This window comes from Planctomyces sp. SH-PL14 (assembly GCF_001610835.1).
Taxonomy (GTDB): domain Bacteria; phylum Planctomycetota; class Planctomycetia; order Planctomycetales; family Planctomycetaceae; genus Planctomyces_A.
In genome coordinates this window covers 1,725,020-1,748,441 of sequence record NZ_CP011270.1, presented here as the reverse complement: position 1 = coordinate 1,748,441, position 23,422 = coordinate 1,725,020, and the positions used below count along the sequence as shown (strand labels likewise).

The window sequence follows — 23,422 nt, the reverse complement described above, 5'->3', positions numbered from 1 at the left end:
TCTAAATGGTCCGTGTCGCGCGTCCTCCCGGCCTGGAGCGACGTGGGACGGACGGGGCTCTGGACCGCCGTCGCTCTCTCGCTCGCGCTCGTGGCCGCGCATCTGATCTGCCGTCCGCTCCTCCCGATTGACGAGACGCGGTATCTCGCGGTCGCCTGGGACATGCACGCCTCCGGCGACTATCTCGTTCCGCATCTCAACGGCGAGACCTACAGCCACAAGCCGCCGCTCCTGTTCTGGCTCATCAACGCGATCTGGGCCGTTACCGGCGTCCACGAGTGGTCTGCCCGACTCGTCGCTCCCCTGGCGGGAATTCTTTCCCTCGTCCTCACCTCCCGGATCGCCCGGCGACTCTGGCCCGAGTTCCCAGTGGCCGCGGGCATCGCGCCGCTGGTCCTGGCGACGTCAACGCTCTGGCTGCTGTTCGTGTCGATGACGATGTTCGACACGCTGCTGACGGTGGCGACACTCTCGTTCCTGCTCGGCCTCCTGCGGGCGAGCGTGGGGGACCGCATCGGATACGTCGTGATGGCGGTGGCGGTCGGCGGCGGTCTCCTGGCCAAGGGACCGGTCTGCCTGCTCCACACGCTCCCGGCGGCCCTCCTGGCTCCGCTGTGGGCCGCGCCTCGGTCCGGGAACCAATGGCTCCGCTGGTATGGAGCGATTCTTCTCGTCGTGTCCGGAGGGACCATCTTCGCTCTGGGCTGGGCCATCCCGGCGGCGGCGGCCGGCGGGCCGGAGTATGCCGATGCCATCCTGTGGGGGCAGACCGCGGGACGCCTCGAACGATCCTTCGCCCACGCCCGACCGGTGTGGTGGTATGTGCCGCTTCTGCCGTTCTTCGCCCTGCCGTGGGCGTTCGCCTGGCGGGCGTGGCGAACGATCCCGATGCAGACAGCCGATCGCGGCGTCCGCCTGTGCCTCATCTGGCTGCTGGTCCCGCTGGTGGTCTTCTCGCTCATCAGCGGAAAGCAGATTCACTACTTCGTCCCCGAACTCCCGGCGCTCGCCCTCCTGCTGGCGTTCGTCGTCAGCCGCAAACGCTCCGCCGCCCATCTGCTGAATGCCCCGGCCATCGGCACGGCGACCGCGGTCTGGGGCGGGCTGCTCATCATTCGCCCACTGCTCGGCTTTCTTCCTGCGAAAGTCTCAGCCCCCGAACTCTGCAGCCCGTGGTGCGGCCTGCCGATCGCGCTCGGCGGCCTGTGGATCCTGTGGGGACCGCCGCTCCCGCCCGCCCGGCGGGCCCGGCAGATCGCGAGCTTCGCCGTCCTCAACAGTGTCCTGATGCTCTTCGGACTTCGGTCCGGCCTGCTCGCCGACTTCCACATCGATCCGATCGCCCGCCACGTCGCGGAGCTGCAGCAAGCGGGCGTCCCCGTGGCCCACGAGCAGGAGTACCACGGCGAACTCCACTTCGCCGGCCGGCTGACCGCGCCGATCACGGAACTCCGGAGCCGGGACGAGCTCGCGCGATGGCAGTCGCAGCACCCCGAAGGAGTCGTGATCCGGGCCGCCGCGGCGCGGAACGATCCCGGCCTCGAGACCGCCGAAGTCCTCCACCGCTACCGCCGCGACATGACGATCGAATGGGTCGGCGCATGTCGGATGGCCAGCGCGCGAGAGCAAAGCGATTGCTTTTGAGGCGACAGAACCTCGTCAGAGAAAAGTGAGCTGTGTGGTTAAACACCAAGTCACCAAGAAGCCACAAAGGCCACAAAGAGTCGCAGACACTTCGTCACACCTTGGTGTTCTTGGTGCCTCCTTTGCGTCTTGGTGTTTAATCTTCTTCCCGGCGTCCCCTGTACTCAGTGGCTCTGCACGAAGCGTCGGTAGAGCCCGGCGTAGACGCCGCCTGCCTGGACCAGTTCCCGGTGCCGGCCCCGTTCGATGATTTCGCCGTGGTCGAGGACGAGGACGAGGTCCGCGTGGCGGATGGTGCTGAGGCGGTGGGCGACGACGAAGCTCGTCCGGCCGGAGAGCAGGATCGCGAGGGCTTTCTGGAGCCGCATTTCGGTATGGCTGTCGATGCTGCTCGTCGCTTCGTCGAGAATCAGAATTCGCGGATCGGCGATCAGGGCCCGGGCGAAACAGATGAGCTGTCGCTGGCCGACTGAAATCGTCACGCCCCGCTCGCCCACCGTCGTGTGGATCCCCTGCGGCAGGTCCTCGACGAGGTCCTCGCAGTCGAGTCGCTTCAGGACGTCGTGGATTTCGGCTTCGGTCGCGTCCGGTTTGCCGACGCGGATGTTGTCCGCCACCGTCCCGAAGAACAAAAAGTTCTGCTGGAGGACCATCCCCATCCGGTGATGGAGGGCTTCGCCCTGGAGACGTCGGATCTCGATGCCGTCGATCAGGACCTCGCCGGCGGTCGGGAGGTAGAACTTGGAGAGGAGGTTGATGATCGAGGACTTGCCGCTGCCGGTCTTCCCGACGAGGGCCACGGTCTGGCCGGGCGTCACCGTGAAGTTGACCTGCTTGAGGACCAGCCGGCCGGGGTCGTAGGCGAAGTCGACGTTGCGAAACTCGACATGGCCGTGCAGGTCGGCGGGGACGATGGCGTCGGGCGGATCGACCCATTCGGGCGGTGTATCGAGGAGGCCGAAGAGCCGTTCGGCCCCGGCCATGGCGGTCATCGCCTGGTTGTACTGGTTGCCGAGGACCGAGACGGGAGAGAAGAACAGGTTCGCCATGAAGAAGAACCCGACGAGGTCTCCCACGCTGGTCGTTGGCTCGGAGCTCAGGACCCGCCAGCCGCCCACGAGAAGCAGGATCGCCAGGAACAGCTGGCTGTTGAGCTCGAGGAGCGGGATGAAGAGGCCGTGGGTCTTGAGGACCACGGTGTTGAACCGCGAGTGGTCTTCCGCCAGTTCGGCGAAGATCCGGGCGTTCTCTTCCTGCCGGACGAAGCCCTGCGTGACGCGGATTCCGAGGACCGATTCGGCCAGCGTCGCGGTGACGCGGCTGAAGGATTCCCGCATGTTGCGGAGGGCGACGCTCAGTTTGCTGTGGAAGTAGTGGTTCGTGAGGATGATGACCGGGGCGAGCCCCAGGACGATCAGGAACAGCGACCAGTCGTACCAGAGCATCGCGGCCGAGGCGATGAGCATCTGGCCGAGCTGGACGAGGCTGACGAACAGGACCTCCTGGACGCCGATCCGGACGTCTTCGATGTCGGAGGTCATGCGGCTGATGACGCGGCCCACACGGGTCTTGTGGAACCACCGCATCGGCATCCGCTGGATGTGCGTGAAGAGGGCGTTGCGGAGGTCGTTGACGACCTCCTCCCCCAGTTCCAGCGCCAGCCGCTGGCGGTAGTGCATGACGAACTGCGTCGACAGCGCGAGCAGCGCGAAACCGATCGCCCCCCAGGTGATGCCGGTGACGTCCCCCCGGTCGATCGGCCCGTTGATGACAGCCGCCAGCGCCCAGGTGAGGGCGGGGAGCTGGATCGAGCGGAGGAGGACCGTGACGAACAGCCAGAACCGCAGCTTGCGGTAGGGGCGGGTGTACTGGAGCAGCCGGGCAATGAGGCGGAAATCGAGGGGCCGCTGACGGGCGTCCTCTTCCCGTTCGATATGCCGGGTGATCGATCGCTGGAGGTGGGAGGCTTCGGACATCCGTGCGGAGGCGGGCGGGGCGGGAATCCGATGTTGTAGTGGCAACGAGGAATCCGGGGCTAGGGACCCGGCTGCGGACACGGGATGAGGGGGCTGGAAACCGGTGGAATCAAGGAGGACGTTCGCCGAAGACGCCAATCACATCTCGGGCACCGGGATTGCTGACCCTTCGTGAGACCATTCGACCTCAGCGGAAGCGACGCCATGCCATCGAAAAGCAAACCGACGGGAACCAAGCCTCGGTCGTCCCGTTCCCTGACACGCAAGGAACCGGAGAAGGATCCCAAGGGAGGGCTGACCGCGGCGGGGCGGAAAGCGTTTCGTCGAAAGGAAGGGGCTCATCTGCGGCCCGGGGTGAAAGGTCCCGCGGACACGCCCGAGAAGATGCGCCGGAAGGGGTCATTCCTCCGTCGCCACTTCGCGAATCCTCGCGGCCCGATGAAGGACGAGAACGGCGAACCGACGCAGCTCGCACTGTCGGCCCACGCCTGGGACGAACCGGTTCCGAAGACGATGGAGGATGCGAAGAAACTCGCCGCGAAGGGAAAGCGGCTTCTCGAACGCTACGCGCGGACGCAGGAGAAAGCATCGTCGTCCCGCTCGAAGGGATCCTCCCATGGCTAAGAAAGCAGCCAGTCGGACTTCCAAGAAGAAAGTGGCGGCCAATTCAAGCCGAAAGAAGGCGGCCAAGCGAACCGGCGGCAAGACGAAGAGCGGCGCGAAGAACTCGCTCGTGGGGAACATCAACCGCCGCAAGAAGGCGGGGAAGTCCCGCAGCAAAGCCAAGTCGACGATCTCCGACGAGGCCTATAAGGAGATGCAAAAAGGCTGGCCAAAAAAGTAAGATCGACTTGTGGCACCACGATGGAGAGGCGATCTAGGTCGGGAGCCGCTGCCAGCGGGCTGGTCGGTTGCGGCTCAACTTCGGGTAGTCACCACTATGGCAGCCACTCGCCCTGCCGCAACATATCTGAGCACAGAGCCATTGAATGTTTGCAACCAGAATTGCCGTCAGGGTTCATAGCGGGCGAGCGCTGCAAAGACTCGATATCGGAGAAATCCTGGGAATCGTCCTGGCGGAGTACGGCGATGAGTCGACAGTCTCGATCGGGCTGATGAATCTCGATGAACGGCGGCAAGTCGAACGGATCGTCCAGTTTGGAGTCACGGCCATCGACTCCTGGTTTCTCATAGTGGAGCAAGCCCCCACTGGAGAAATCGTCCGCCGCAAAGATTTGGAAGCGAGAGTCCCCATAGGGGGACTTAAATGACAGCGCGGGCGCGTACCTGTTCACTCGTTACCATTTCGGCCGCTGGCCACGCAGACGATCTCACGAGCTGCAGGAGAGCATCGAGCAGCCGGCGCGGGATCGAGCCCAGTCTGGACGTTTCTCTGCAAAGCGTTCCTTCTCCGGCTGCTCGTCGTAGGGACGGCGGAGGACTTCCAGCAGTTCTTCGACAAGCGAAAAGTCTCCCTGCTCCGCTTTGTCGATCGCGAGCTGGGCGAGGTAGTTCCGGAGGACGTACTTCGGGTTCACGCGGTTCATCCGCTCGCGCCGGGCGGCGTCCAACTCGCCTTGCTGTTGGAGCCGAGCGCGGTACTGGCCCAGCCATGCCGTCATGCGCTGTCGGTATTCCGGCGTGAGCTGGTCGGGGACGTAGTAGGCGTCCGCGAGGCCGGCGAAGAGCGTGTCTTCGGTTTGGGAGGCGTCGCTGAGCATCGGCAGGTCGGCAAGTCGCCGGTAGAAGATCGTCATGTCGGTCTCGACGAGCGGCAGGAGCTCGTGGAGATCGTTCGTCAGGTCGAGGTCGGTCTCGGGGACGTACTCCCTGAGTCCGAGCTTCTGCGCGGAGAGGGTCCGCCAGCCTTCATTGAACCGCCGGCTGTAGAGCTCCAGGCCCCGGTTCAGCGGTTCGGGATCGCCGAAGATCGGGACGAGGGCGTTGCCGAGCTGCGAGAGATTCCACAGGGCGATCTGCGGCTGATTGCCAAAGCAGTACCGCCGGCCCTGAGCGTCCGTCGTGTTGGGGGTCCAGCCGGGGTCGAAGTCTTCCAGCCAGCCGTAGGGGCCGTAGTCGATCGTCAGGCCGAGGATCGACATGTTGTCGGTGTTCATGACGCCATGGACGAAGCCGACCCGCATCCAGTGCAGGATCATGTCGACCGTCGTGCGGCAGATTTCCTCGAACCAGGCGGCGAGGACGGCGGGGGACGAGGGATCGCCGAGGTGCGGAAAGTCCGTGCGGATCGTGAAGTCCACGAGTTGCCGCAGCGTCTCGACGTCCTTGCGGGCGGCAAAGATCTGGAAGTTTCCGAAGCGGGTGAAGGAGGGTGACATGCGGCAGACGATGGCCCCCGGCTCCCACTGCGGGTTGCCGTCGTAGAACATGTCCCGCATGACCTTCTCGCCGGTCAGGACGAGGCTCAGGGCCCGTGTCGTCGGGACGCCGAGGTGGTGCATCGCCTCGCTGCAGAGGAACTCGCGGACGGAGGAACGGAGGACGGCGAGGCCGTCGGCGTGGCGGGAGTAGGGAGTTTTTCCGGCTCCTTTGAGCTGGAGGGTCCAGTGTTCTCCGCCGCTGGTCAGGACGTCGCCGAGGTTGATGGCGCGGCCGTCGCCGAGCTGGCCGGCCCAGTTTCCGAACTGGTGTCCGCCGTAGCACATGGCGAACGGGTCCATGCCGGGGAGGAGGCGGTTTCCGGCGAAGACCTGGGCGAATTCGGGGGAGCGGGCGGCTTGTTCGGAGAGGCCGATTCGCTCGGCCATTTCGCGGGAGAAGGCGACGAGTTGGGGGGCGGCGACCTGGGTGGGTTGGACGCGGGAGAAGCAGGCGCGGTGGACTTGGCGTGTGTGGTTGGTGGTGACGGGATCGGCGGGGAGGTCGCGCGTGAAGCGGTTGTCGAAGTGGAGTGAGTCGAGGTTGTCGGAAGTCATGCGGACATTGTAGGGGCAGTTCACGCGAATGCGCAAAGATCGCTCTCGCCGGCACAGCGCGATTGCTCAAACCCAACGTGCCACGGCCGCTGGGGGTCAAGGGGGGGCAACCCCCTTGCCGCCGGAGGCACTTCCATGAGGAACCGTGGGACACAACGGATGTCCCTTTTGTGGTACCAGCGTTGAGGACTCCCCCACATCACACCGCTGGCTTTGCAATCCCCGCGGGTTGGTGAGGGGGCATACGACACTTTGTCCGCGCTTGGACACTCACTCCTTCAGACATCTCTCGACGAGACGGCCTCCGGCGGGCAAAGGGGCGTTGCCCCTCTGCACTCCCCACCAGGGTAGCCCCTGGACCCGGTTCTTTGGCCCGCTTCAGCCGAAGAGACGCCCCTGGGTCTTTGCACTGTCCCCGTTTTCCGGCCTGGCAACGGGCGCTGGAGCCTTCCTCACAACCGGAGACACGGGAGCGACAGCCCCCGACAGATCCGCCCCTTCCAGAATCGGCTTCATCGCCGCCAACACCCCGTCTCGATCCAGGAACTCCTCGCCCGCGGGACCATCGACGGCGATGTAGTACCCGTGATTCGGTGTCCAACTGATGGCCCACCCCACGATGTCGGCCTCCAGCGGATTCACGTTCGACGTCTCCAGATCCAGACAGAACTTCGGCTGCTGACGAAGCTCCACCAGAAACGCCTCGAAGGCCTCGGGCGTCCGGATCGTCGTCCAAGTCCGCTCGACCGTCGACGGAGCCTGAACCCGGGCCTCCTGGTACTTCACCTGCGCATCGGTCGCGTAACGGCGGAACCCATAGTCCGTGAACAGCCGAACCAGCGACTCATAGTCCGGCTCCCGCAGCCGAGCCAGCTCCCAGTCGATCTCGATCGGCAGGTCCTGTCGCAGCGTGACCAGCTCCCGGCTGCGAAGGGCCACGTCCCGGAACGCCTTGAGGTTCTCCGAGACCTTCTTCCCCTTCACCCTGTCCGCGTTGTCGAGAACCCCTTCGAGCGTTCCGTACTCCTGCAGGAGCGTCGAGGCGGTCTTGGGGCCAACACCCGGAACCCCGGGAACATTGTCGACCGCGTCACCCACGAGCGACTGGAAGTCGATCACCTGCTCGGGGCGAATCCCCCAGTCTTCAAGGAGCTCCGGCTCCTGATAGAACTGCCGCTTGCGGATGCTGTAGATCTTGCACTTGGGGCAGAGGAGCTGCCGGGCATCCTTGTCGTTCGAAACGATCCGGACCTCCAGCCCGTCCCGCACCGCCCGGCGGCTGAGCGTGGCAATGACGTCGTCCGCTTCCCAGCCCGGGTACGAGACCACCGGGATCCGGTACGCTTCGAGCAACTCCAGAATCATCCCGACCTGCGGCCGCAGGTCGTTCGGCATTTCGTCCCGATTGGCCTTGTACTCGGCGAAGATGTTGAGCCGCTCGCCGGGCTCCGGGGACTCCATTGCGAAGATCAGGTGCGACGGCTTCTTCTCCTTGACGAGGTGCTCGATATCCCCGGTGAAGCCATAGACGGCGTTCGTCGGCTGCCCCCGCGTCCCGGTCATCGGCTGCCGGATGGCGTAGAACACCTGGAACAGGAGCGAGAAGGTGTCGACGAGATAAAGGGTGTCGGACATCGGCGTCCCAGGCTGTGGTGAACGATCAGAGACTCATCCGGCTGAAGCTATGCTCCAGCCTTCGCCAACGTCCGGTCAATCCGCGCGAGGCACCGTTCGCGGCCGACGAGTTCCAGGGTATCGAACATCCCCGGCCCCGCCGGCTTGCCGCTCACGGCAATCCGTAGAGCGTGGATGATCTGACCGACCTGAGCCCCGCGGGCTGCGAGCCACTCGTGCAGGAGGCGATCGAGTGCCGCGGCGGTGAAGTCCGGCGCCCGTTCGAGTTCGCCGCGGAACGCCCGCAACAGTTCGATCGACTCCGGAGCGTCCTTGATCCGCTTGCCGAAGGCCTTCTCGTCGTAGGTCATCGCCTCGTCGGCGACGAAGAACTCGTCGTAAAGCAGGATGTCGCTGGCGAGCTTGATCCGGGACTCGAGAGCCTGAATCAGGCGGCGGACGAACGCCGTCTGCGTCTCGTCCGGCGTGGCGGGAACAGATCCCGCCTTGATGAGGAACGGCAGACACAGCGCGAGCTTCTCGTCGAGGGTCTTCTTCCCCATCCAGTGCTCCTGGTAGGCGAGGAGCTTGTCGGGATCGAGGCCGGCCGGTCCCTTCACGACGCGGTCGAGCGAAAAATTCTGGACGATGAAGTCGAGGTCCATGAACTCGGTCTTGTCGTCGAGCGACCAGCCGAGCCGGGCCAGTGCGTTGAGGACCGCCTCGGGAAGGAACCCCATCTTCTCGTAGAACTCAACCATCACCGGGCTGAGGGCGTCGTTCGAAGCGAGGCCGAGTTTCGGGAGGACGGCGTCCCCCATCTCGAACAGCTTCTTGAACTGCGGGTTCTTCCGGTACTCGCCGATCTTCCGCTTACTGAGCTTCTGCGTGCTGGACGGTGCGGCCACGAACGGAATGTGGGCAAACTCCGGCACCGCCTTGCCGAGGGCCTGATAGACGAGGACCTGGATGGCGGTGTTGGTGAGGTGCTCCTCCGAACGGATCACGTGCGTGATCTCGAAGTCGATGTCGTCGATGACCGTTGCGAAGTTGTAGAGGGCCGAGCCGTCCCCCCGCTGGATGACCGGGTCGGGCATCAGGCCGCCGTCCCACTCGACATCGCCCCGGATCTGGTCGCGAAGCCGGACTTTTTCGCCGCGGGGAACCAGCAGACGGACGACGAACGGCTTTCCGCTCGCTTCCGCCTCCTGCCGCTCGGTGTCCGACATTTCGAGCGACTTGCGGCTGCTGAGATAGGGCCGCTTTTCCTTCTCCGCCGCTTCCCGGTCCGCCTTGGTCTGCTCCGCCGTCTCGAAGTCCTTGTAGGCGTGGCCGGACCGGAGAAGAGCCTCGGCCATCTCACGATATCGCCCGCCGCGCTGGGACTGATAGTACGGGGCGTGCGGACCGCCGATCTCCGGACCTTCGTCCCAGGGGAGCCCCAACCACTTGAAGGCGTTCAGGATCGGACCGAGGGCCTCTTCGCGGTTGCGGAGCTGGTCGGTGTCATCGATCCGGAGGATGAACTTGCCGCCGTTCCGTTTGGCCCACAGCCAGTTGAAGAGGGCCGTCCGCATGCCGCCGATGTGCATGTAGCCGGTGGGGGACGGGGCGAAGCGGGTGCGGACAGTCATGGCAGGCGGCGAGGTCACGGTGACGAAAGGGGCCGATTGTCCCGACCCGGTTCCGGAAATGCCACGCCGCCGCGGAACTTCCACCGGGCCGATGCCATTCCGTCGACAGGACACGTCTCGTGCGGATCCGGATCGTCTCGCGAATGCCGAACTCCTGACGGCAAATCACGATGCAGCTTCGCCGCCGGGCTGACGGTTCCGCGGATTCCACACCGAAAACCGCGGCGAATCCCAGGTTCTTTCTCATTGAGCAATCCTCACGGGACGAATAAACTCTTATGGATCAGTTCCCTGCGCGCTCGAGAACTTGCGGAGTGAAAGATGTTTCGCGTTCTCGGATCCCCCAAAAAGCTCTGTGATGGCGTTACGCGCCGCGATCTCCTCCAGATCGGCGGGGCGTCGCTCGCCGGACTCTCGCTGCCGCAGTTGCTCTCGCAGAACGCCCACGCCCATTCCGAACTCCGGCCGGGCTTCGGTAAGGCCAAGAACTGCATTGTCCTGTTTCTCTACGGGTCGCCGAGCCAGCTCGAAACGTTCGACATGAAGCCGGACGCCCCGGCCGAAGTCAAAGGGACGATCAAGCCGATCGCGTCGTCCCTCCCCGGCCTCGACGTCTCGGAGCTGCTGCCGAACATGGCCCGCGTGATGGACCGCTGCTCGGTCATCCGCTCCTGCACCCACCCCTACCCGATCCACGGCGTCGCCTACGCCATGACCGGAACGGGATTCGTCGATGTCGGGATGGAGCTCAACCCTCGCGACGAGCGGCACCACCCCTACTTCGGCTCCTGCGTCGAATACGTCGACCGGCAGCGACGGGGCGGGCAGCCGCACGAGTTCGTCCAGAACGTGGCCCTTCCCTTTCCCTTCAGCAGCAAGCGGACCGACCAGCCGTTCCGCGCGGGGCCGTACGGCGCGTTCCTCGAAGGCTCGTTCCAGCCGGTCTGGACTGAGTTCTTCGGCCAGGGGACGGTGAACGTCCATAAGGACCGGACGGGCTTCGCCTACGATGGACCGGAGCCATACGTCGGCTGCAGCCGCGACTCGCACTTCCGCCTGGCCGCGGTCGATTCCAATCCGGACGTCACGCTCGACCGCCTGAACCGCCGCAAGAGCCTCCTGTCGCAGTTCGATGACGGCCGCCGCGATCTCGACCGCAGCCTCCCCGGCCAGTCGCTCTCGACGTTCCAGCAGATGGCGTACTCGATCGTCGCCTCGCCCAAGGTCCGCGAGGCCCTGGATGTCCGGCACGAGTCCGATGCGATCCGCGATCGCTACGGGATGACGCTCTTCGGCCAGTCCTGTCTCGCCGCCCGCCGGATGGTGGAAGCGGGCTCACGGCTCGTTTCGGTCTTCTGGGATGAATACGGCCTGGCGGGGGACGCCTGGGACACGCACGATCAGCACTTCCCGCGGATGCACGACCAGCTTTGTCCGGGGCTCGACAAGGCGTTCGCGGGACTGATCCTCGACTTGGAAGAACGGGGCCTCTTGGATGACACGCTCGTCGTCCTGATGAGCGAGCATGGTCGGACTCCCAAGATCGCGGGTGTTCGCGGCGGGGGCCGTGATCACTGGTCGCAGGCCTATTCGACCGTGTTTGCCGGCGGGGGGACGCCTCGCGGGAAGGTGATCGGGGCGACCGATTCGATCGCTGGCCAGGTGACCGACCGTCCGATCTCTCCCAAGTCGATGCTGGCGACGATGTATCACCTGCTCGGCATCGACCCGTTCCTGACGCACCTCAAGAACCGGGATGGTCAGGAAGTTCCGCTTGTTCCGGAGACGGCCGAGATTATTCCGGAGCTGATCGCCTGAGTGGCGTGCGGGCGAGGGTAGGAGGCGCTGGCTCGAGCCGCGTTCTTGCCGGCACGGCTTTGATAGCTCAAACCCAACGTGCGACGGCCACTGGGGTCAAGCGGGCCTCGCCCCCTTGCCGCCGGAGGCACTTCCATGAGGAACCGTAGGACACAACGGGCGACCGCTTTGTGGCACCGGCGTTGAGGACTCCCTCAATCCAAACTGCTCGCTTTGCAATCCCCGCGGATTAAGTGAGGGGGCATCCGGCACGTTGTCCGCGTTTGGCCCCTCGCTCCTTCAGAAAGATCGAGACGAGACAGGCCTCCGGCGGGCAAAGGGGCGTGGCCCCTCTGCACTCCCCACCAGGGTGCCCCTGGACCCGGTGAGCCATTGCCTGCCCGGTCCAGCGAGACGGTGATGTCGACCACCAATGAGCGAACGCGCCGGTTGGCTTCCTGACCCTTGGTGGGCTTGGTGCCACCTTGAGCCGCTACTCGTCGCCGCGGGCTTCCAGCACCGACAGGAATGCCTTCTGAGGAATCTCGACTTCCCCAAACTGCTTCATCCGCTTCTTGCCCTCTTTCTGCTTGTTCAGCAGCTTCTTCTTACGGCTGATGTCCCCGCCGTAGCACTTGGCGGTCACGTTCTTGCGGACCGCGCTGATCGTCTCGCGAGCGATGATCTTCCCCCCAATCGCCGCCTGGATCGCGATCTCGAACTGGTGCCGGCTGATCTCCTCTTTGAGCTTCTTGCAGACCGCCCGCCCGCGACGGTCGGCCGTCGAACGGTGGACGATCATCGCCAGGGCCTCGACCTTGTTCCCCTTCACGAGGATGTCGAGCTTCACGAGGTCGGCGTCGCGGAAGCCGATGACCTCGTAGTTCATCGTCGCGTAGCCGCGGCTGACCGACTTCAGCTTGTCGTGCATGTCATAGATGATTTCCGCCAGCGGCAGCTCGTAGATGATCTGCGCGCGTTCGGGGCCGAGGAACTCGGTCGTCTTGTAGATCCCGCGGCGGTCCTCGCAGAGCTGCATGATCGCGCCGATGCTGGTCGACGGGACGATGAACTGGACCTTGGCGATCGGCTCGCGGAACTCCTTGATGAACCCGGATTCCGGCACGTCGACCGGGTTCGAGATCGTCTTGACTTCGCCATTCTCCAGGACGAGCTCGTAGGTGACGTTCGGCGCCGTCTGGATCAGGTCGACTTCCGCCTCGCGCTCCAGCCGCTGCTGGATCACCTCCATGTGGAGCATGCCGAGGAAGCCGCAGCGGAAACCGAAGCCGAGCGCGTCGCTCGTCTCGGGGGCGAACGTGAAGCTCGCGTCGTTGAGGCTCATCCGTTCGAGCTCGTCGCGGAGATGCTCGAAGTCGGTGGCGTCGATCGGGTACATGCCGCAGAACACCATCTGCTGCGGCTCTTTGTAACCGGGGAGCGCCTTCGCAGCCGGCCGCTGCGCATGCGTCACGGTATCGCCGACGTGGATGTGGCGGACTTCCTTGACCCCCGTGACGACGTAGCCGACCTGCCCCGGGCCGAGCGATTCGCAGGGGACCATGTCGGGACGGAACTGGCCCATGTCGAGGACGTCGTAGAGCGAGTTCCCCTTCATGAACTTGATCCGGTCCCCCTTCCGGAGCGTCCCCTCCTTGACCCTGACGTACGTCACGACGCCGCGGTAATAGTCGTACTTGCTGTCGAAGACGAGCGCCTGCAGGGGACCATCGGGGTCTCCCTTGGGGGCGGGAATCCGCTCGATGATCGCCTTGAAGCATTCCTCGATGCCGATTCCCGCCTTGGCGCTGACCTGAAGGGCGGTCGAGGCGTCGAGACCGACGACCGTCTCGACTTCATCGAGGACTTCCGGGATACGGGTCACCGGCAGGTCGATCTTGTTGACGACCGGGATGATTTCCAGGTTGCTCTCGATGGCGAGGTAGGCGTTCGCCACCGTCTGGGCCTGGACACCCTGGAAGGCGTCGACGACGAGGAGGGCTCCTTCGCACGCCGCGAGGCTCCGCGAGACTTCGTACTGGAAGTCGACGTGGCCGGGGGTATCGATGAAGTTGATCTCGTATTCCTGGCCGTCGAGCGTGTAGTTGATCGCCACCGCGCGGGCCTTGATCGTGATCCCCCGCTCGCGCTCGATCTCCAGGTCGTCGAGAAGCTGGTTCTGGAACTCGCGCTTCGTGATCGCGCCCGACTTCAGCAGGAGCTGGTCCGCGAGGGTGCTTTTCCCGTGGTCGATGTGGGCGACGATCGAGAAGTTGCGGATGAACTTCGTTTCCATAACGCGGCTGAAAAGGCGGAGGCCCGAAGGCCAGGGGGCCGGGAGGTGTTGGCGGGCGGGCCGACGAGGCGCGGCCGGCGGCAAGTCCCGGACGGGGGGATCCTTAGGAAAAACTGGGGCGGGAGTATAACGAGGAACGGAGAACTTTGCTGTGGGAGGATTTTCGATCGGCCACTTTTCTCAATCCCCGCTGCCGCCTGAAGTTGCGAGGATTGAGTCGTGGGGGCTTCCGGCCGGCCGCTCAGCTCTCGGCGGGGACGCTCAGTGAAACGAGGCGGTCGTCGCGGATCACGGTCAGTTCGAACGCGGTCTGGGCCGGGATGGCGGTCAGCAGCCGATGCAGGTCGTCGATCGTCTCCACGACCCGGTCGTGGAGAGCCACGATGATGTCCTCCGGCTCGATCCCGACGCGGTGCGCCAGGCCGCCGGAGACGACCTGACCGACCTGGACTCCGGTGGTGCCGAGGAGGTCGAGTTCCCGGACGTGCCAGCGGGAGAGCGGAACGACCCCCGCCGAGACCCCGAGCTGCCGCCGCCGGACCCGGCCGTGAGCGAGAAACTCGCCCGTGACCCATTCGGCGGTGTTCGAGGGGACGGCAAATCCGAGTCCCTGGGCCATGGCGATGATGGCGGTGTTGATCCCGACCACCTGGCTGCGGGAATCGACGAGCGGCCCACCGGAATTCCCGGGGTTGATCGGGGCCGCGTGCTGGATCACGTCTTCGATCAGCCGCCCATCCTGCGCCCGCATGCTCCGCCGCAGGGCGCTGACGACGCCGGTCGACACCGTCGACTGCAGCCCGAGCGGGCTGCCCATGGCGATCACGAGCTGGCCGACTCGCAGGGCATTGGAATCGCCCAGCTTGGCGTACGGAAGATCCCGGGCGACGAGCCGGATGAGGGCCGTGTCGGTGGCGGGATCGTCGCCGATGACGCGGGCGGGGATGCGGTCCCCCTCCGTCGTCTCGGCGAGCAGCTCGGTCCGCCCGTCAACGACATGGCTGTTCGTGATCGCCAGGCCGTCCGGCGAGATCAGGAATCCCGACCCGGCGCCGCCCCGCGTCCCGGCGGGACCGCGGACGCTGATGACGGACGGGGAGACACTTTCCACGACGTGGATGACCGCCTGGGAGTAGGCGTCGAGGACTTCGGCGTTCGGAGACTCGTCGCGACGCCGCGGATGCCCTGGGCCAGCTTCAGGAAATGTCTCGCCGGTGAGGTTCTGAAAGGAAAACGGCATGATCGGACTCATGGTTCGTCGCCGGCGTCGCGATCGTTGCGGTTGCGGATTCCGATGCGACATCGGCTGGTGCTGAAGGTGTGCGGAATTGTACGCACGAGCCCGCGGCGCGATGGCGAGCAGCCCTCCGTCCGTCAGCCGCGAACTCTCGGCCGCCATCACCATTCTCGATCCACCGGGCCCGGCGACGCAGCCATTCGGCCTCTTCCTTCAAGCCGGCCCGGGCATAGAAGTCGGCCAGCGAAGAACAGCGAGCGACCGGATCGAACGGCGACACATGCATCAACTTCCTCAGACAGATCGGGCAGGGATGTGGCGACTGCCGGTCGAGTTCTCCGAGGTTGTTCGCCCCGTTCATGAGACATTCGTAGTAGGGGCAATGCGGCAGGCCGAACGTGTGGCCGATCTCGTGCGAGAAGACATGGAACGTCCGCCGCAGGAACAGCAGGTCGTCTCCCGGGCGGGGCGGGTCTCCGAAGAAGCTCGGATGGAAGCGGGCAAGGCTGACGACTCCGACCCGGTCGCGGAGCGATGCCTGGCCGAAAACCGAGTTCCAGTCCGGTGCAGGGTAGAGATCGGCCGCCGTGATCCCGACACGGCACTGGGCGTCCTCCGGGACCTCTTGTGAGAGCCAGCTCAGGATGTCGGAGGCCAGGGTCTGCTCACGGCCGGTCGATGGCCGCGTCCGTCGCGTCAGGCCCGGCGGCAACTCGAGCGGCGGCTGGATCTCGGCCTCCATCGCAAAGAACCTGCGTCCGAACTCGGCGAGCTGTTCGAGCAGACGGTCACGATCCGGCTCAAGCCGACCGAGCGCCTGGAGATAGATCTTCCGCCGCCGCGGATCGACCGATCCCACGGTGGACGTCGCGAATGATCGGTAGGTTTCCCCGAACTCAATGCGACGAGCCAGCCAGTCGTTCGGCAGCGGACTGCGTTTGAGCTCATGTCCCGCATCGGCGAAGACTCGACGGTCCCGCTCCGGGAGATCGTTCGTGGCCCCCAGAGCCTCGGCGAGTTCGGCAGCCGCGGGAGGCGTCCATGTCTCCGGGGGGACTTCCCGGCCCCAGTACCGGATCACAAACGCCATCAGAGATGCGGCGATCACGAAGATCGCCCACCGAATACGCCGGTTCGCGGCCGACATCGTCTGGCATCCGAGGAGGGACGAGAAAAGTTCCCGTTCCCAACTACGCCGGAGGACTTCCGAGCTCGAACAGACTTTGAAGTCTTTTCCAGCGGGGCATCGATTGAGAGAACGCGGCACGCTCGGACGCCGCGTTCATAGCGTCCCAAGACGTCCGCCGCTCAGCCGAGGTTGCCCCAGTCCTCGACGTGGACCTTACCGCCTGACTCGGCCACGAACTCGCGGATCCAAGAGATGAGGCCGAAGCTGCGGCCGGTGACGTCGGCGGCGTTCTTGGCTTCGACGTTCACGCGGAGGAGCGGCTCGTTGTTCGAGGCCCGGACGCTGAACCACCAGTCGGGTGAGTAGCCGTCGGCCACGATCCGGTAGGTGGCGCCCGTCGGGTCGTTCTTCTTGTCGATCTGGAAGATGTCGTCGACCGCCTTGAACTTGGGACTCTTCGGCGAGAAGACCGAGACGCCGTCGATCGTCAGGACGTAAGCGTCGGAATCGGCCGAACCGTACTGGGCCAGCAGGGCGTCGATGACCTTCTTGCTCGTCGCCTTCCAGTCGCCGGATTCGACGCGGAGATTCACTTCGCCGCTGGCCGGCCACGGCGAGAGCGAGCCGAGAAGAGCGGAGCAGCTCTGGCCGGTCTCGAGGAGCATGTCCCAGAAGGTCATGAGCGAGAACAGGCCGGAGTCGAGGCAGTAGGAGTCCGGGAAGTTGTAGTGGGCCGACGACTCTCCGCCGAAGACGGCGTCCGTCTGGATCAGGGCCACCTTGACGGCGTCCTGGCCGACGCGGGAGATGACCGGCTTGCCCCCCGCCTTCCGCAGCGTCTCGACGACGAGCCAGGAGGAGACCGCCGAGTAGACGACCGCCGGATCCTTCACCGCCCCCTTCTTCTTGTTGACCACGCTCTGGGCGAGGGCCGCCAGGAGGAGGGAGCCGGAGACGAACGTGCCCCATTCGTCGACGAGGAACACGCGGTCGGCGTCGCCGTCGAAGGCGGCTCCGAAGGCGGCGCCGCTCTCGCGGACTTTCTGCTGGAGGAGTTTCACCGCGCCCGGGAGGCCGGGGTTCGAGGGGCGGGTCGGGAAGCGGCCGTCGATCTGTTCCGCAACGGCGAGGACTTCGACTTCGGCCCCGACGGCTTTGAGGGCCTGCCGGAGGAGGGGGATGAAGAGGCCGCCGACGCCGTTGCCGGGGTCGAGGACGATTTTGCCCTTGGCCTTCTTGATGTTCGGGGCGAGTTCCAGGGCGGCGGTGGTGAACCGCTCGTGGAGTTTGAGGTTCGAGCTGGCGGGGAACGGGGCGCAGGTGTTGGCCGGGGCGATGGCCGAGCCCTTGTCGCTGTCGAAGTGTTTGGCGAGGTGGGCGGCGGGGCTGATGATGTCGAGCCCGCCGGTCTTGTCGTTCCGGAACAGCATCTTGATGCCGTTGTATTCCGGGGGGTTATGGGAGGCGGTGACCATGGCGCCGGCGATGGCGCCTTCGAGCTTTTCGCCGAGTCCCCACTGGATCATGTCGGTGGTGGCGAGGCCGCAGGGGACCGGCTGGCCTCCTTCGGAGGCGATTCCCTGGATGAGGGAGGCGTAGATGGCGGGTGAGGAGAGGCGGCCGTCGCGACCGACGAGGATGACGGGTTGGGAGTTGCCGCTGAGTTCGCGGACGCTTCGGACGAGGCAGCGGCCGGTGAACCAGGCGAGTTCTTCGTTGATCTGGTTGGGGTAGATTCCGCGGACGTCGGCTTTCCGCTGCATGAGCGACCGGTCGAACATGTCATCCTCTGGCGTTGGGACGCAATTACGTGGCGTGGGGCAGGATAGGGAATGGGAAGGCGCGGCTTAAGCGTGAAATGAAGAGGAAGAAAAACCGGGTCCAGGGGCACCCTGGTGGGGAGTGCAGAGGGGCAACGCCCCTTTGCCCGCCGGAGGCCTGGCCGTCGAGAGATGTCTGAAGGACTGAGTGTCCAAACGCGGACAACGTGCCGGATGGCCCCCTATCCAACCCGCGGGGATTGCAAAGCCAGCGGCTTATTTTGAGGGAGTCCTCATCGCCGGTACCCCAAAGCGGACATCCGTTGTGTCCCACGGTTCCTCATGGAAGCGCCTCCGGCGGCAAGGGGGCGAGGTCCCCTTGACCCCAGTGGCCGTGGCACGTTGGGTTTGAGCTATCAGAGCCGTGCCGGCGAGGACGTCGTTTGAGCCGGATCAGGATCCCGTTGCTGGGGCGGGATCCTCCACCTTCTTCGCCGTGCCCAGCAGCGTATGCAGCGTCGCCGTCAACTCCTCCACCATCCCCGACCCGCCACCCACGAACAACCGGTGGATCTTCCCCTCCCGGTCGATAATCACCGTCTGCGGGATCGCATTCGCCTCATACTTGCGGGCCGTGACCCCATCCTGGTCCATCGCGACCGCCACATTCATCTTGTGCCGCTCCAGCACCGCCTTCACGTTCGCCGCCGGCTCCTCCAGGTTGACCGTCACCAGCCGCACCTGGGCCGGATCGAACTTGGCCATCGCTTCTTCCACCAGCGGCATCGTCTGCATGCACGGTCCGCACCACGTCGCCCAGAAGTCCAGAACGACGATCTGCCCCTTGGACTCCGACAGCTTGAACTTTCCCCCTGCCAGAAGGTCCAGGTGGAAGTCCGGCGCTGGCTTGCCGACCAGCGCCGATTCGGTCCCCGCCGGCCGCCCATCCTCGCCGCCCCCCATGTCCTGGGCGACCAGCGGCTCGACGGCCGGATGCAGCTTCCACTGATGGTAAGGCAGCGTCGCAGCGGCGACTTCGACCGCCTGACCGAAGATCAGCTGATCGGCATCGGCGATCTCGAACCGGCATTCCCCGAGAACGATGCTCCGTCCGTAGATCTTCGACTCGTCGACGGACTCTGGGAAGAACGTCACGCGGTTCCCGTCCCGCCGCAGGATCTGCAGCGGCCACGAAGGAGCAGCGATCGCCGCCGGAGCGGCCGCCTTGTCCGGCGCCTGCCCTTCCGGCTTCGTCTCGTCAGTCTTCTTTTCACCCGCCGCCGCGTCGTCTGAGTCAGCGGGCGTCTTTGTCTCTTCCGGTTTCTCCTCCCCCTTCTCCTCCGTCTTGTCGGCGGCCTTCTCTTCGACCGCATCGAGCTCCGGATGGAACCAGATGATCTGCGACACCCGGTCGCGCGGGATGTCGACCTCCGTCAGCTGGACCTCGACGCGGACCCGCGTGTCAGTCATGTCGATCAGCCGGCAGCGGAGGAAATCCCCCGTCCGGCTGTGGAGCAGATGCGTCGGCGGCGTCCCTTTCTGTAGCCGGGGGATCGTCAGGAGCCGGTCCCGCTTGGCGTCCTTGAGACTGGGAGCGGGTGCGCCGGCGACGAGCTCGAGCGCCTTGACCTGCGAGTGCGGCACGACTTGGGCCGAGGCGAGCGGCGTCTCGATCGTCAGCCCTTCCTCGTCGATCGACGCGACCGTGCAGGGGATCGTGTCTCCGGAGATCAGATGCAGCGTCTGCGGCCGCTTGGCGGAGGCCTTAGGAGCCGGCCCCTTGGAGAGGTTCTTGAGGAAAATGTTCGTGAAGTTGCCCTGCGGCTCGTTGCGAACCCGGTTCTGCGAGACCGGAGCGGGGGGCGGGGGATCGCGGAAGACGACCTTGCCGGCGACGCCGGTCCGGATGGCGCTCGCGTTCCGGCTTCCTTCCGGCTGCCAGACGAGACAGGTCCCTTCCCCCTCCGCTTTGCCCGGCATCAGCCAGCCGAACATCTTCTGCCGGTCGAACTCCAGCCGGCCTTTGCGGCCCGCCGAAGTCTTCGCGGTGGTATCCGCCTCCTTAGGATGCATCACCAGCGTCCGCAGCCGGTCGACCGGGACGCCGATCGGATCGCGGACGGCGGGCGTGACGATCCACACCTTGCCGGCGTCAATCTTGTCCAAGTGACCGGAGTGCCGCGAACCCTCCTGGCAGAAGACCGTCACTTCGCGCTTGTCGTCGCTGGGCTTCGTCGAGAACTCAACCAGCGAGAACTCGGTGAGCGGGACTTCGGTTTTCTGGCCCGCCGCTTCGAAGCGGAACGTCTTCGCCGCCGGATCGAGGCCTTCGAAACGGCCGTCGAGCGTCGTGCCGTCGATCTTCCGCAGCCGGGAATTCCCGTCCGACAGCGGGTCGAGAATCGCCCCCTTGAGCCGGGTCACGCGGAGGTTCTCGAGGCGGATGTCCCCCGCCACGTTGATCAGCCGGATCCCCGGATACGTTGCGGCCGCTTTCGGCGGGACCTTGATCGCCGCCAGCCGCTTGCCGTCCGGCCCGTAGACCTGCAGCTCCCCCTTGGCCTGGCTGAGGTAGACCGTCAGCTGCAGCTCGTGCGTCTCCTTGGTCAGCGTCCGGATGAAGGCCGCGTCCGCGCGGTCGGCGTTCTCCCGGACGACGACGAGATCCCCGTCCCAGACCTCGAACCGGAAGCCGTGCTGCCGGTGGTCCGCCTTGGCGTTGGGGTCCATGCCGAGCGCCAGGATGAAGGCGGGAGTCTTCTCCCAGCCGAGCTGGATCTCGATCGCCGCGTCTTCCGGCAGGGAGATGTCGCGGGTCAGTGTGGCGCCGTGCTTGACCGACATCAGCGTCGGCCCGTCTTCGCTCCAGCCCCCTTCGGGACCGGACTCCGACCATCCGGCGAGCCCCGCCGGACCCTGGAAGATGACGCCGTTGTCGGCGTCCATCCGGTACAGCCGTTTGACCGCCGGGACGTTGACGACGAACGGAGTCCCCTCCGGAACGGCCAGCTCGATCTCCTTGTCATCGAAACGGACGAGGTTGCCGAACAGGATGTCGCCGCTGGCGAGTTCCACGCAGAAGTCGCCGGCCCGCGCGGCGCCGGGAACGGGAGGCAGCTGGATACCCGCGATCTGGCCCGCTTCGAACTCGAACGGGCCGACGAAGTCTCTCCCCTGCCAGTGGACGGTCCCCGCCGGGGAAGTGGGCTGAAGCTCGCCCGGCAGCGAGCCGCCGTTCGTGAACTTGATGACTCCCGACTTCGCCCCGGGAGCGGGAGGCGGAGCGGCCAGGGCCGGCGCGAGCCCTCCCAGGAGGACCGCCGCGCCGACGAGCCACCGGCAGGAGCGGGCCAGGGATGGAAAAGTGGGAGACAAAGTCATGTCGCCTAGCGCTCGTAAATGGGGAGGAACCGGAAGTTGACGGCAATGGCGAGGAGCGACAGCGCGGTCGAAGTGGAGTTGCCGTAGCTCCCCTTGAAACTCCCATCTTCCATCTGGATCGTCTTGAGCTGCCGGATCAGGGACTTGTTCCACTTCTCCCAGGCAGCAAAGTCCCCCTGAAAGAGGGCCTGCGCCTGGTAGTACCGCTGATACTCGACCCCGCCGTGGCCGGGGCTTCCGCCGTCGAGCTTGCCGGTGAGGTAGCCCAGCGTCGACTTGAACTGCGGCAGGTCCTTCCGGCGGGCGATCGAATAAACGAGCGTCCCGATCGAGATCCGGGCCAGCGATTCGTCGAAGCCCCCGATCCCACCTGCGTAGGCGACCTGCCCCGAGTCGGCGGTCATCTTGACGAAGTACGAGATCGCCTTGTCGATCGCCTCGTCCGGGACCTCGACGCCGGCGTTGCGTGCCGCCAGGAGCCCCATCAGGACGGCCCCTGCGACGGAGGTGTCGGCGTCGTTCCCGCTCGGCGAGTACCGCCACGCTCCATAGGAGTTCTTCTTCTGCGACGTGATGGCCGAGCGGACCGCCAGTTCCAGGGCCTCGCCGATCGAGCGCTGCCGGGTTCCGGACTTCTCGGTCCACAGGGCCCGGTCGTCGACCGTGCCGTACGCTTCCGCCAGGGCCAGCATGGCGAAGCCGTGGTGGTACATGCTGTTCTGGAAGTAACCGGTGTTGGCGTCCTGTTCCAGGATCAGGCTCCGCAGGGCGCGGCGGATGTTGTTGCTGTAAATCCCGTAGTTCGGGTCTTCGCCCGAGGCGAGGAAGCACATGATCGCCATGCCGGTGATCCCCGGCCCGTTCTGCCCGCCGGTCCAGTCCCCCTTCTCCGTCTGGGTGGCGACGAGGTACTGCAGTCCACGGTCGTACATCTCGCGGACGTCGCGGGGGATCGACTCGCCGCTGCGGATCTCCGGCGACTGGGCCCGCGTCACGGCGGGCAGGAGTGCCAGGAGCCCCACGGCGACCGCCCGCGCGAGTCGCCGGAGCCCCGCGGCTCCACCGCGGACCGGCGGGAGATCGGCGTTCGGATCGGAGTGGGACATGGTCGCGGTCGGTCTCGGGAAACGGGTGGAAAACAGGACAGGCTATCAGAACGCAATGGCGGGGGCGGGGTTGTTCGGGTCCTCTTCGATCTTCCCTTCCATCTGCTCGACCCACTGCCGCATCCCGCGAACTTGATCGAGCTGCACGTTCAGGACTTTCCACTCTTCCTCGTCGAAGACCGGACGGAGGTCCGCTTCGGGGATCTGGGACATCCGCCACAGGATGAGATAGAAGTCGTTCTGACCAAAGGCGAGGGGGGGCTCGGTCTTGGTCACGGTCAGCTCGATGAACTTCTTCCGCTGCGCGTCGGTCATCGGGACCCGCTGATCGAGGATCTGGACCGTCGCCTCGACCTTGGCCCGGAAGTGGCGGACGCGGCGGGCTTTCTCCTCCGCGGTGTAAGCCTGGAGCTGCGACTCCGAGAGGATGCCGGGGAGCATCTTTTCGAAGAGCGAGTACCGGCCATGCAGCCCCGCGGCGAAACGGGTGGTGAGCGGCTGGACCTCCTGCCACATCTGGTTGAACTTCTCCTGACTCATCCGTCCGCCGGGATACTTCTGCTTCAGCCGCACGACGAGCGACCAGAAGCGGGCGATGTCCCCCTTCCCCGCCAGTTCCAGCCGCTTCCGCTGCTCGTCCGTCAGACCGACCGTGTTGGCGATCAGGCTGATGTGGGTCTGGAGGGCGTCATCGAGCTTCCCCTTGGGGGAGTTGCTGGTGGAGCTGTTGCGGAAGATCCACTGGTCGACCTGGTTTTCCGAGATCGTGATGTCGTTCTCGTCCGCCATCATGACGATATCGGCCCGGGCGGCGCGAGTCGGTGCGGCGCCGATCACAACGGCGATCACCGCCAGCGCGAGCCGGGGAGCGACGGAGCGGGTGAGGCGGCGACAAGCCATAGGGAGCGAGCG

At 65.5% G+C, this 23,422-nt stretch carries 16 protein-coding genes; 5 read left to right on the top strand and 11 right to left on the bottom strand.

Going from position 1 to position 23,422, the window contains the following annotated elements; genetic code table 11:
• Positions 1-12 precede the first annotated feature (12 nt).
• Positions 13-1,644, top strand: coding sequence for an ArnT family glycosyltransferase (locus VT03_RS06855; protein ID WP_075092310.1), 1,632 nt, complete (start codon positions 13-15; stop codon positions 1,642-1,644).
• A 164-nt stretch (positions 1,645-1,808) separates the two neighbouring features.
• Here the strand turns inward: VT03_RS06855 and VT03_RS06850 are convergent, their stop codons facing one another.
• On the bottom strand, positions 1,809-3,665 hold the full coding sequence (locus VT03_RS06850; RefSeq protein WP_231870611.1) for an ABC transporter ATP-binding protein: 1,857 nt from the start codon (positions 3,663-3,665) through the stop codon (positions 1,809-1,811).
• Positions 3,666-3,824: 159 nt separating this feature from the next.
• On the opposite strand from VT03_RS06850, the gene VT03_RS06845 reads away from it, so the two are divergent.
• The 3 genes from VT03_RS06845 to VT03_RS06835 all read left to right on the top strand — a co-directional run bounded on the left by VT03_RS06845 (position 3,825) and on the right by VT03_RS06835 (position 4,891).
• Positions 3,825-4,244: a DUF6321 domain-containing protein gene (locus VT03_RS06845; protein WP_075092308.1), complete on the top strand. Its 420-nt coding sequence runs from the start codon at positions 3,825-3,827 to the stop codon at positions 4,242-4,244.
• Positions 4,237-4,464 carry a hypothetical protein gene (locus VT03_RS06840; protein ID WP_075092307.1) on the top strand — a complete coding sequence of 76 codons (228 nt, stop codon included), beginning with the start codon at positions 4,237-4,239 and terminating at the stop codon, positions 4,462-4,464. The genes VT03_RS06845 and VT03_RS06840 overlap by 8 nt, the downstream gene beginning before the upstream one ends.
• Positions 4,465-4,609: 145 nt before the next feature.
• The gene (locus VT03_RS06835; RefSeq protein ID WP_075092306.1) at positions 4,610-4,891 is read left to right on the top strand and encodes a hypothetical protein; all 282 of its coding nucleotides are present in this window, start codon (positions 4,610-4,612) and stop codon (positions 4,889-4,891) included.
• Between the two features lie 60 nt (positions 4,892-4,951).
• Here VT03_RS06835 and VT03_RS06830 read toward each other — a convergent pair whose 3' ends face one another.
• From VT03_RS06830 to gltX, 3 genes are all read right to left on the bottom strand, one after another.
• Positions 4,952-6,556, bottom strand: coding sequence for a protein adenylyltransferase SelO (locus tag VT03_RS06830; RefSeq protein WP_075092305.1), 1,605 nt, complete (start codon positions 6,554-6,556; stop codon positions 4,952-4,954).
• A gap of 378 nt (positions 6,557-6,934) precedes the next feature.
• On the bottom strand, positions 6,935-8,191 hold the full coding sequence (locus VT03_RS06825; RefSeq protein ID WP_075092304.1) for a 5'-3' exonuclease H3TH domain-containing protein: 1,257 nt from the start codon (positions 8,189-8,191) through the stop codon (positions 6,935-6,937).
• 47 nt (positions 8,192-8,238) lie between these two features.
• Complete coding sequence (gene gltX, locus VT03_RS06820; RefSeq protein ID WP_075092303.1) at positions 8,239-9,804, bottom strand: glutamate--tRNA ligase; 1,566 nt, start codon at positions 9,802-9,804, stop codon at positions 8,239-8,241.
• Between the two features lie 321 nt (positions 9,805-10,125).
• On the opposite strand from gltX, the gene VT03_RS06815 reads away from it, so the two are divergent.
• Entirely contained in the window at positions 10,126-11,622 is a 1,497-nt protein-coding gene (locus VT03_RS06815) for a DUF1501 domain-containing protein (protein ID WP_075092302.1), read from the top strand.
• 472 nt (positions 11,623-12,094) lie between these two features.
• On the opposite strand, the gene lepA is transcribed toward VT03_RS06815, so the two are convergent.
• From lepA to VT03_RS06780, 7 genes are all read right to left on the bottom strand, one after another.
• Positions 12,095-13,897 (bottom strand): translation elongation factor 4, encoded by a 1,803-nt coding sequence (gene lepA / locus VT03_RS06810; protein WP_075092301.1) that lies wholly within the window; start codon positions 13,895-13,897, stop codon positions 12,095-12,097.
• Between the two features lie 241 nt (positions 13,898-14,138).
• Positions 14,139-15,137 (bottom strand): S1C family serine protease, encoded by a 999-nt coding sequence (locus VT03_RS06805; protein WP_075092300.1) that lies wholly within the window; start codon positions 15,135-15,137, stop codon positions 14,139-14,141.
• Positions 15,094-16,281: an archaemetzincin gene (locus VT03_RS06800; RefSeq protein WP_075092299.1), complete on the bottom strand. Its 1,188-nt coding sequence runs from the start codon at positions 16,279-16,281 to the stop codon at positions 15,094-15,096. The genes VT03_RS06805 and VT03_RS06800 overlap by 44 nt, the downstream gene beginning before the upstream one ends.
• Before the next feature lie 161 nt (positions 16,282-16,442).
• Positions 16,443-18,044 carry a hypothetical protein gene (locus VT03_RS06795; protein WP_075092298.1) on the bottom strand — a complete coding sequence of 534 codons (1,602 nt, stop codon included), beginning with the start codon at positions 18,042-18,044 and terminating at the stop codon, positions 16,443-16,445.
• 432 nt (positions 18,045-18,476) lie between these two features.
• Positions 18,477-21,404: a TlpA family protein disulfide reductase gene (locus VT03_RS06790; RefSeq protein WP_075092297.1), complete on the bottom strand. Its 2,928-nt coding sequence runs from the start codon at positions 21,402-21,404 to the stop codon at positions 18,477-18,479.
• Between the two features lie 5 nt (positions 21,405-21,409).
• Complete coding sequence (locus tag VT03_RS06785) at positions 21,410-22,510, bottom strand: squalene--hopene cyclase (RefSeq protein WP_231870610.1); 1,101 nt, start codon at positions 22,508-22,510, stop codon at positions 21,410-21,412.
• Positions 22,511-22,555: 45 nt separating this feature from the next.
• Entirely contained in the window at positions 22,556-23,410 is an 855-nt protein-coding gene (locus tag VT03_RS06780; protein WP_075092296.1) for a hypothetical protein, read from the bottom strand.
• Positions 23,411-23,422: the final 12 nt, after the last annotated feature.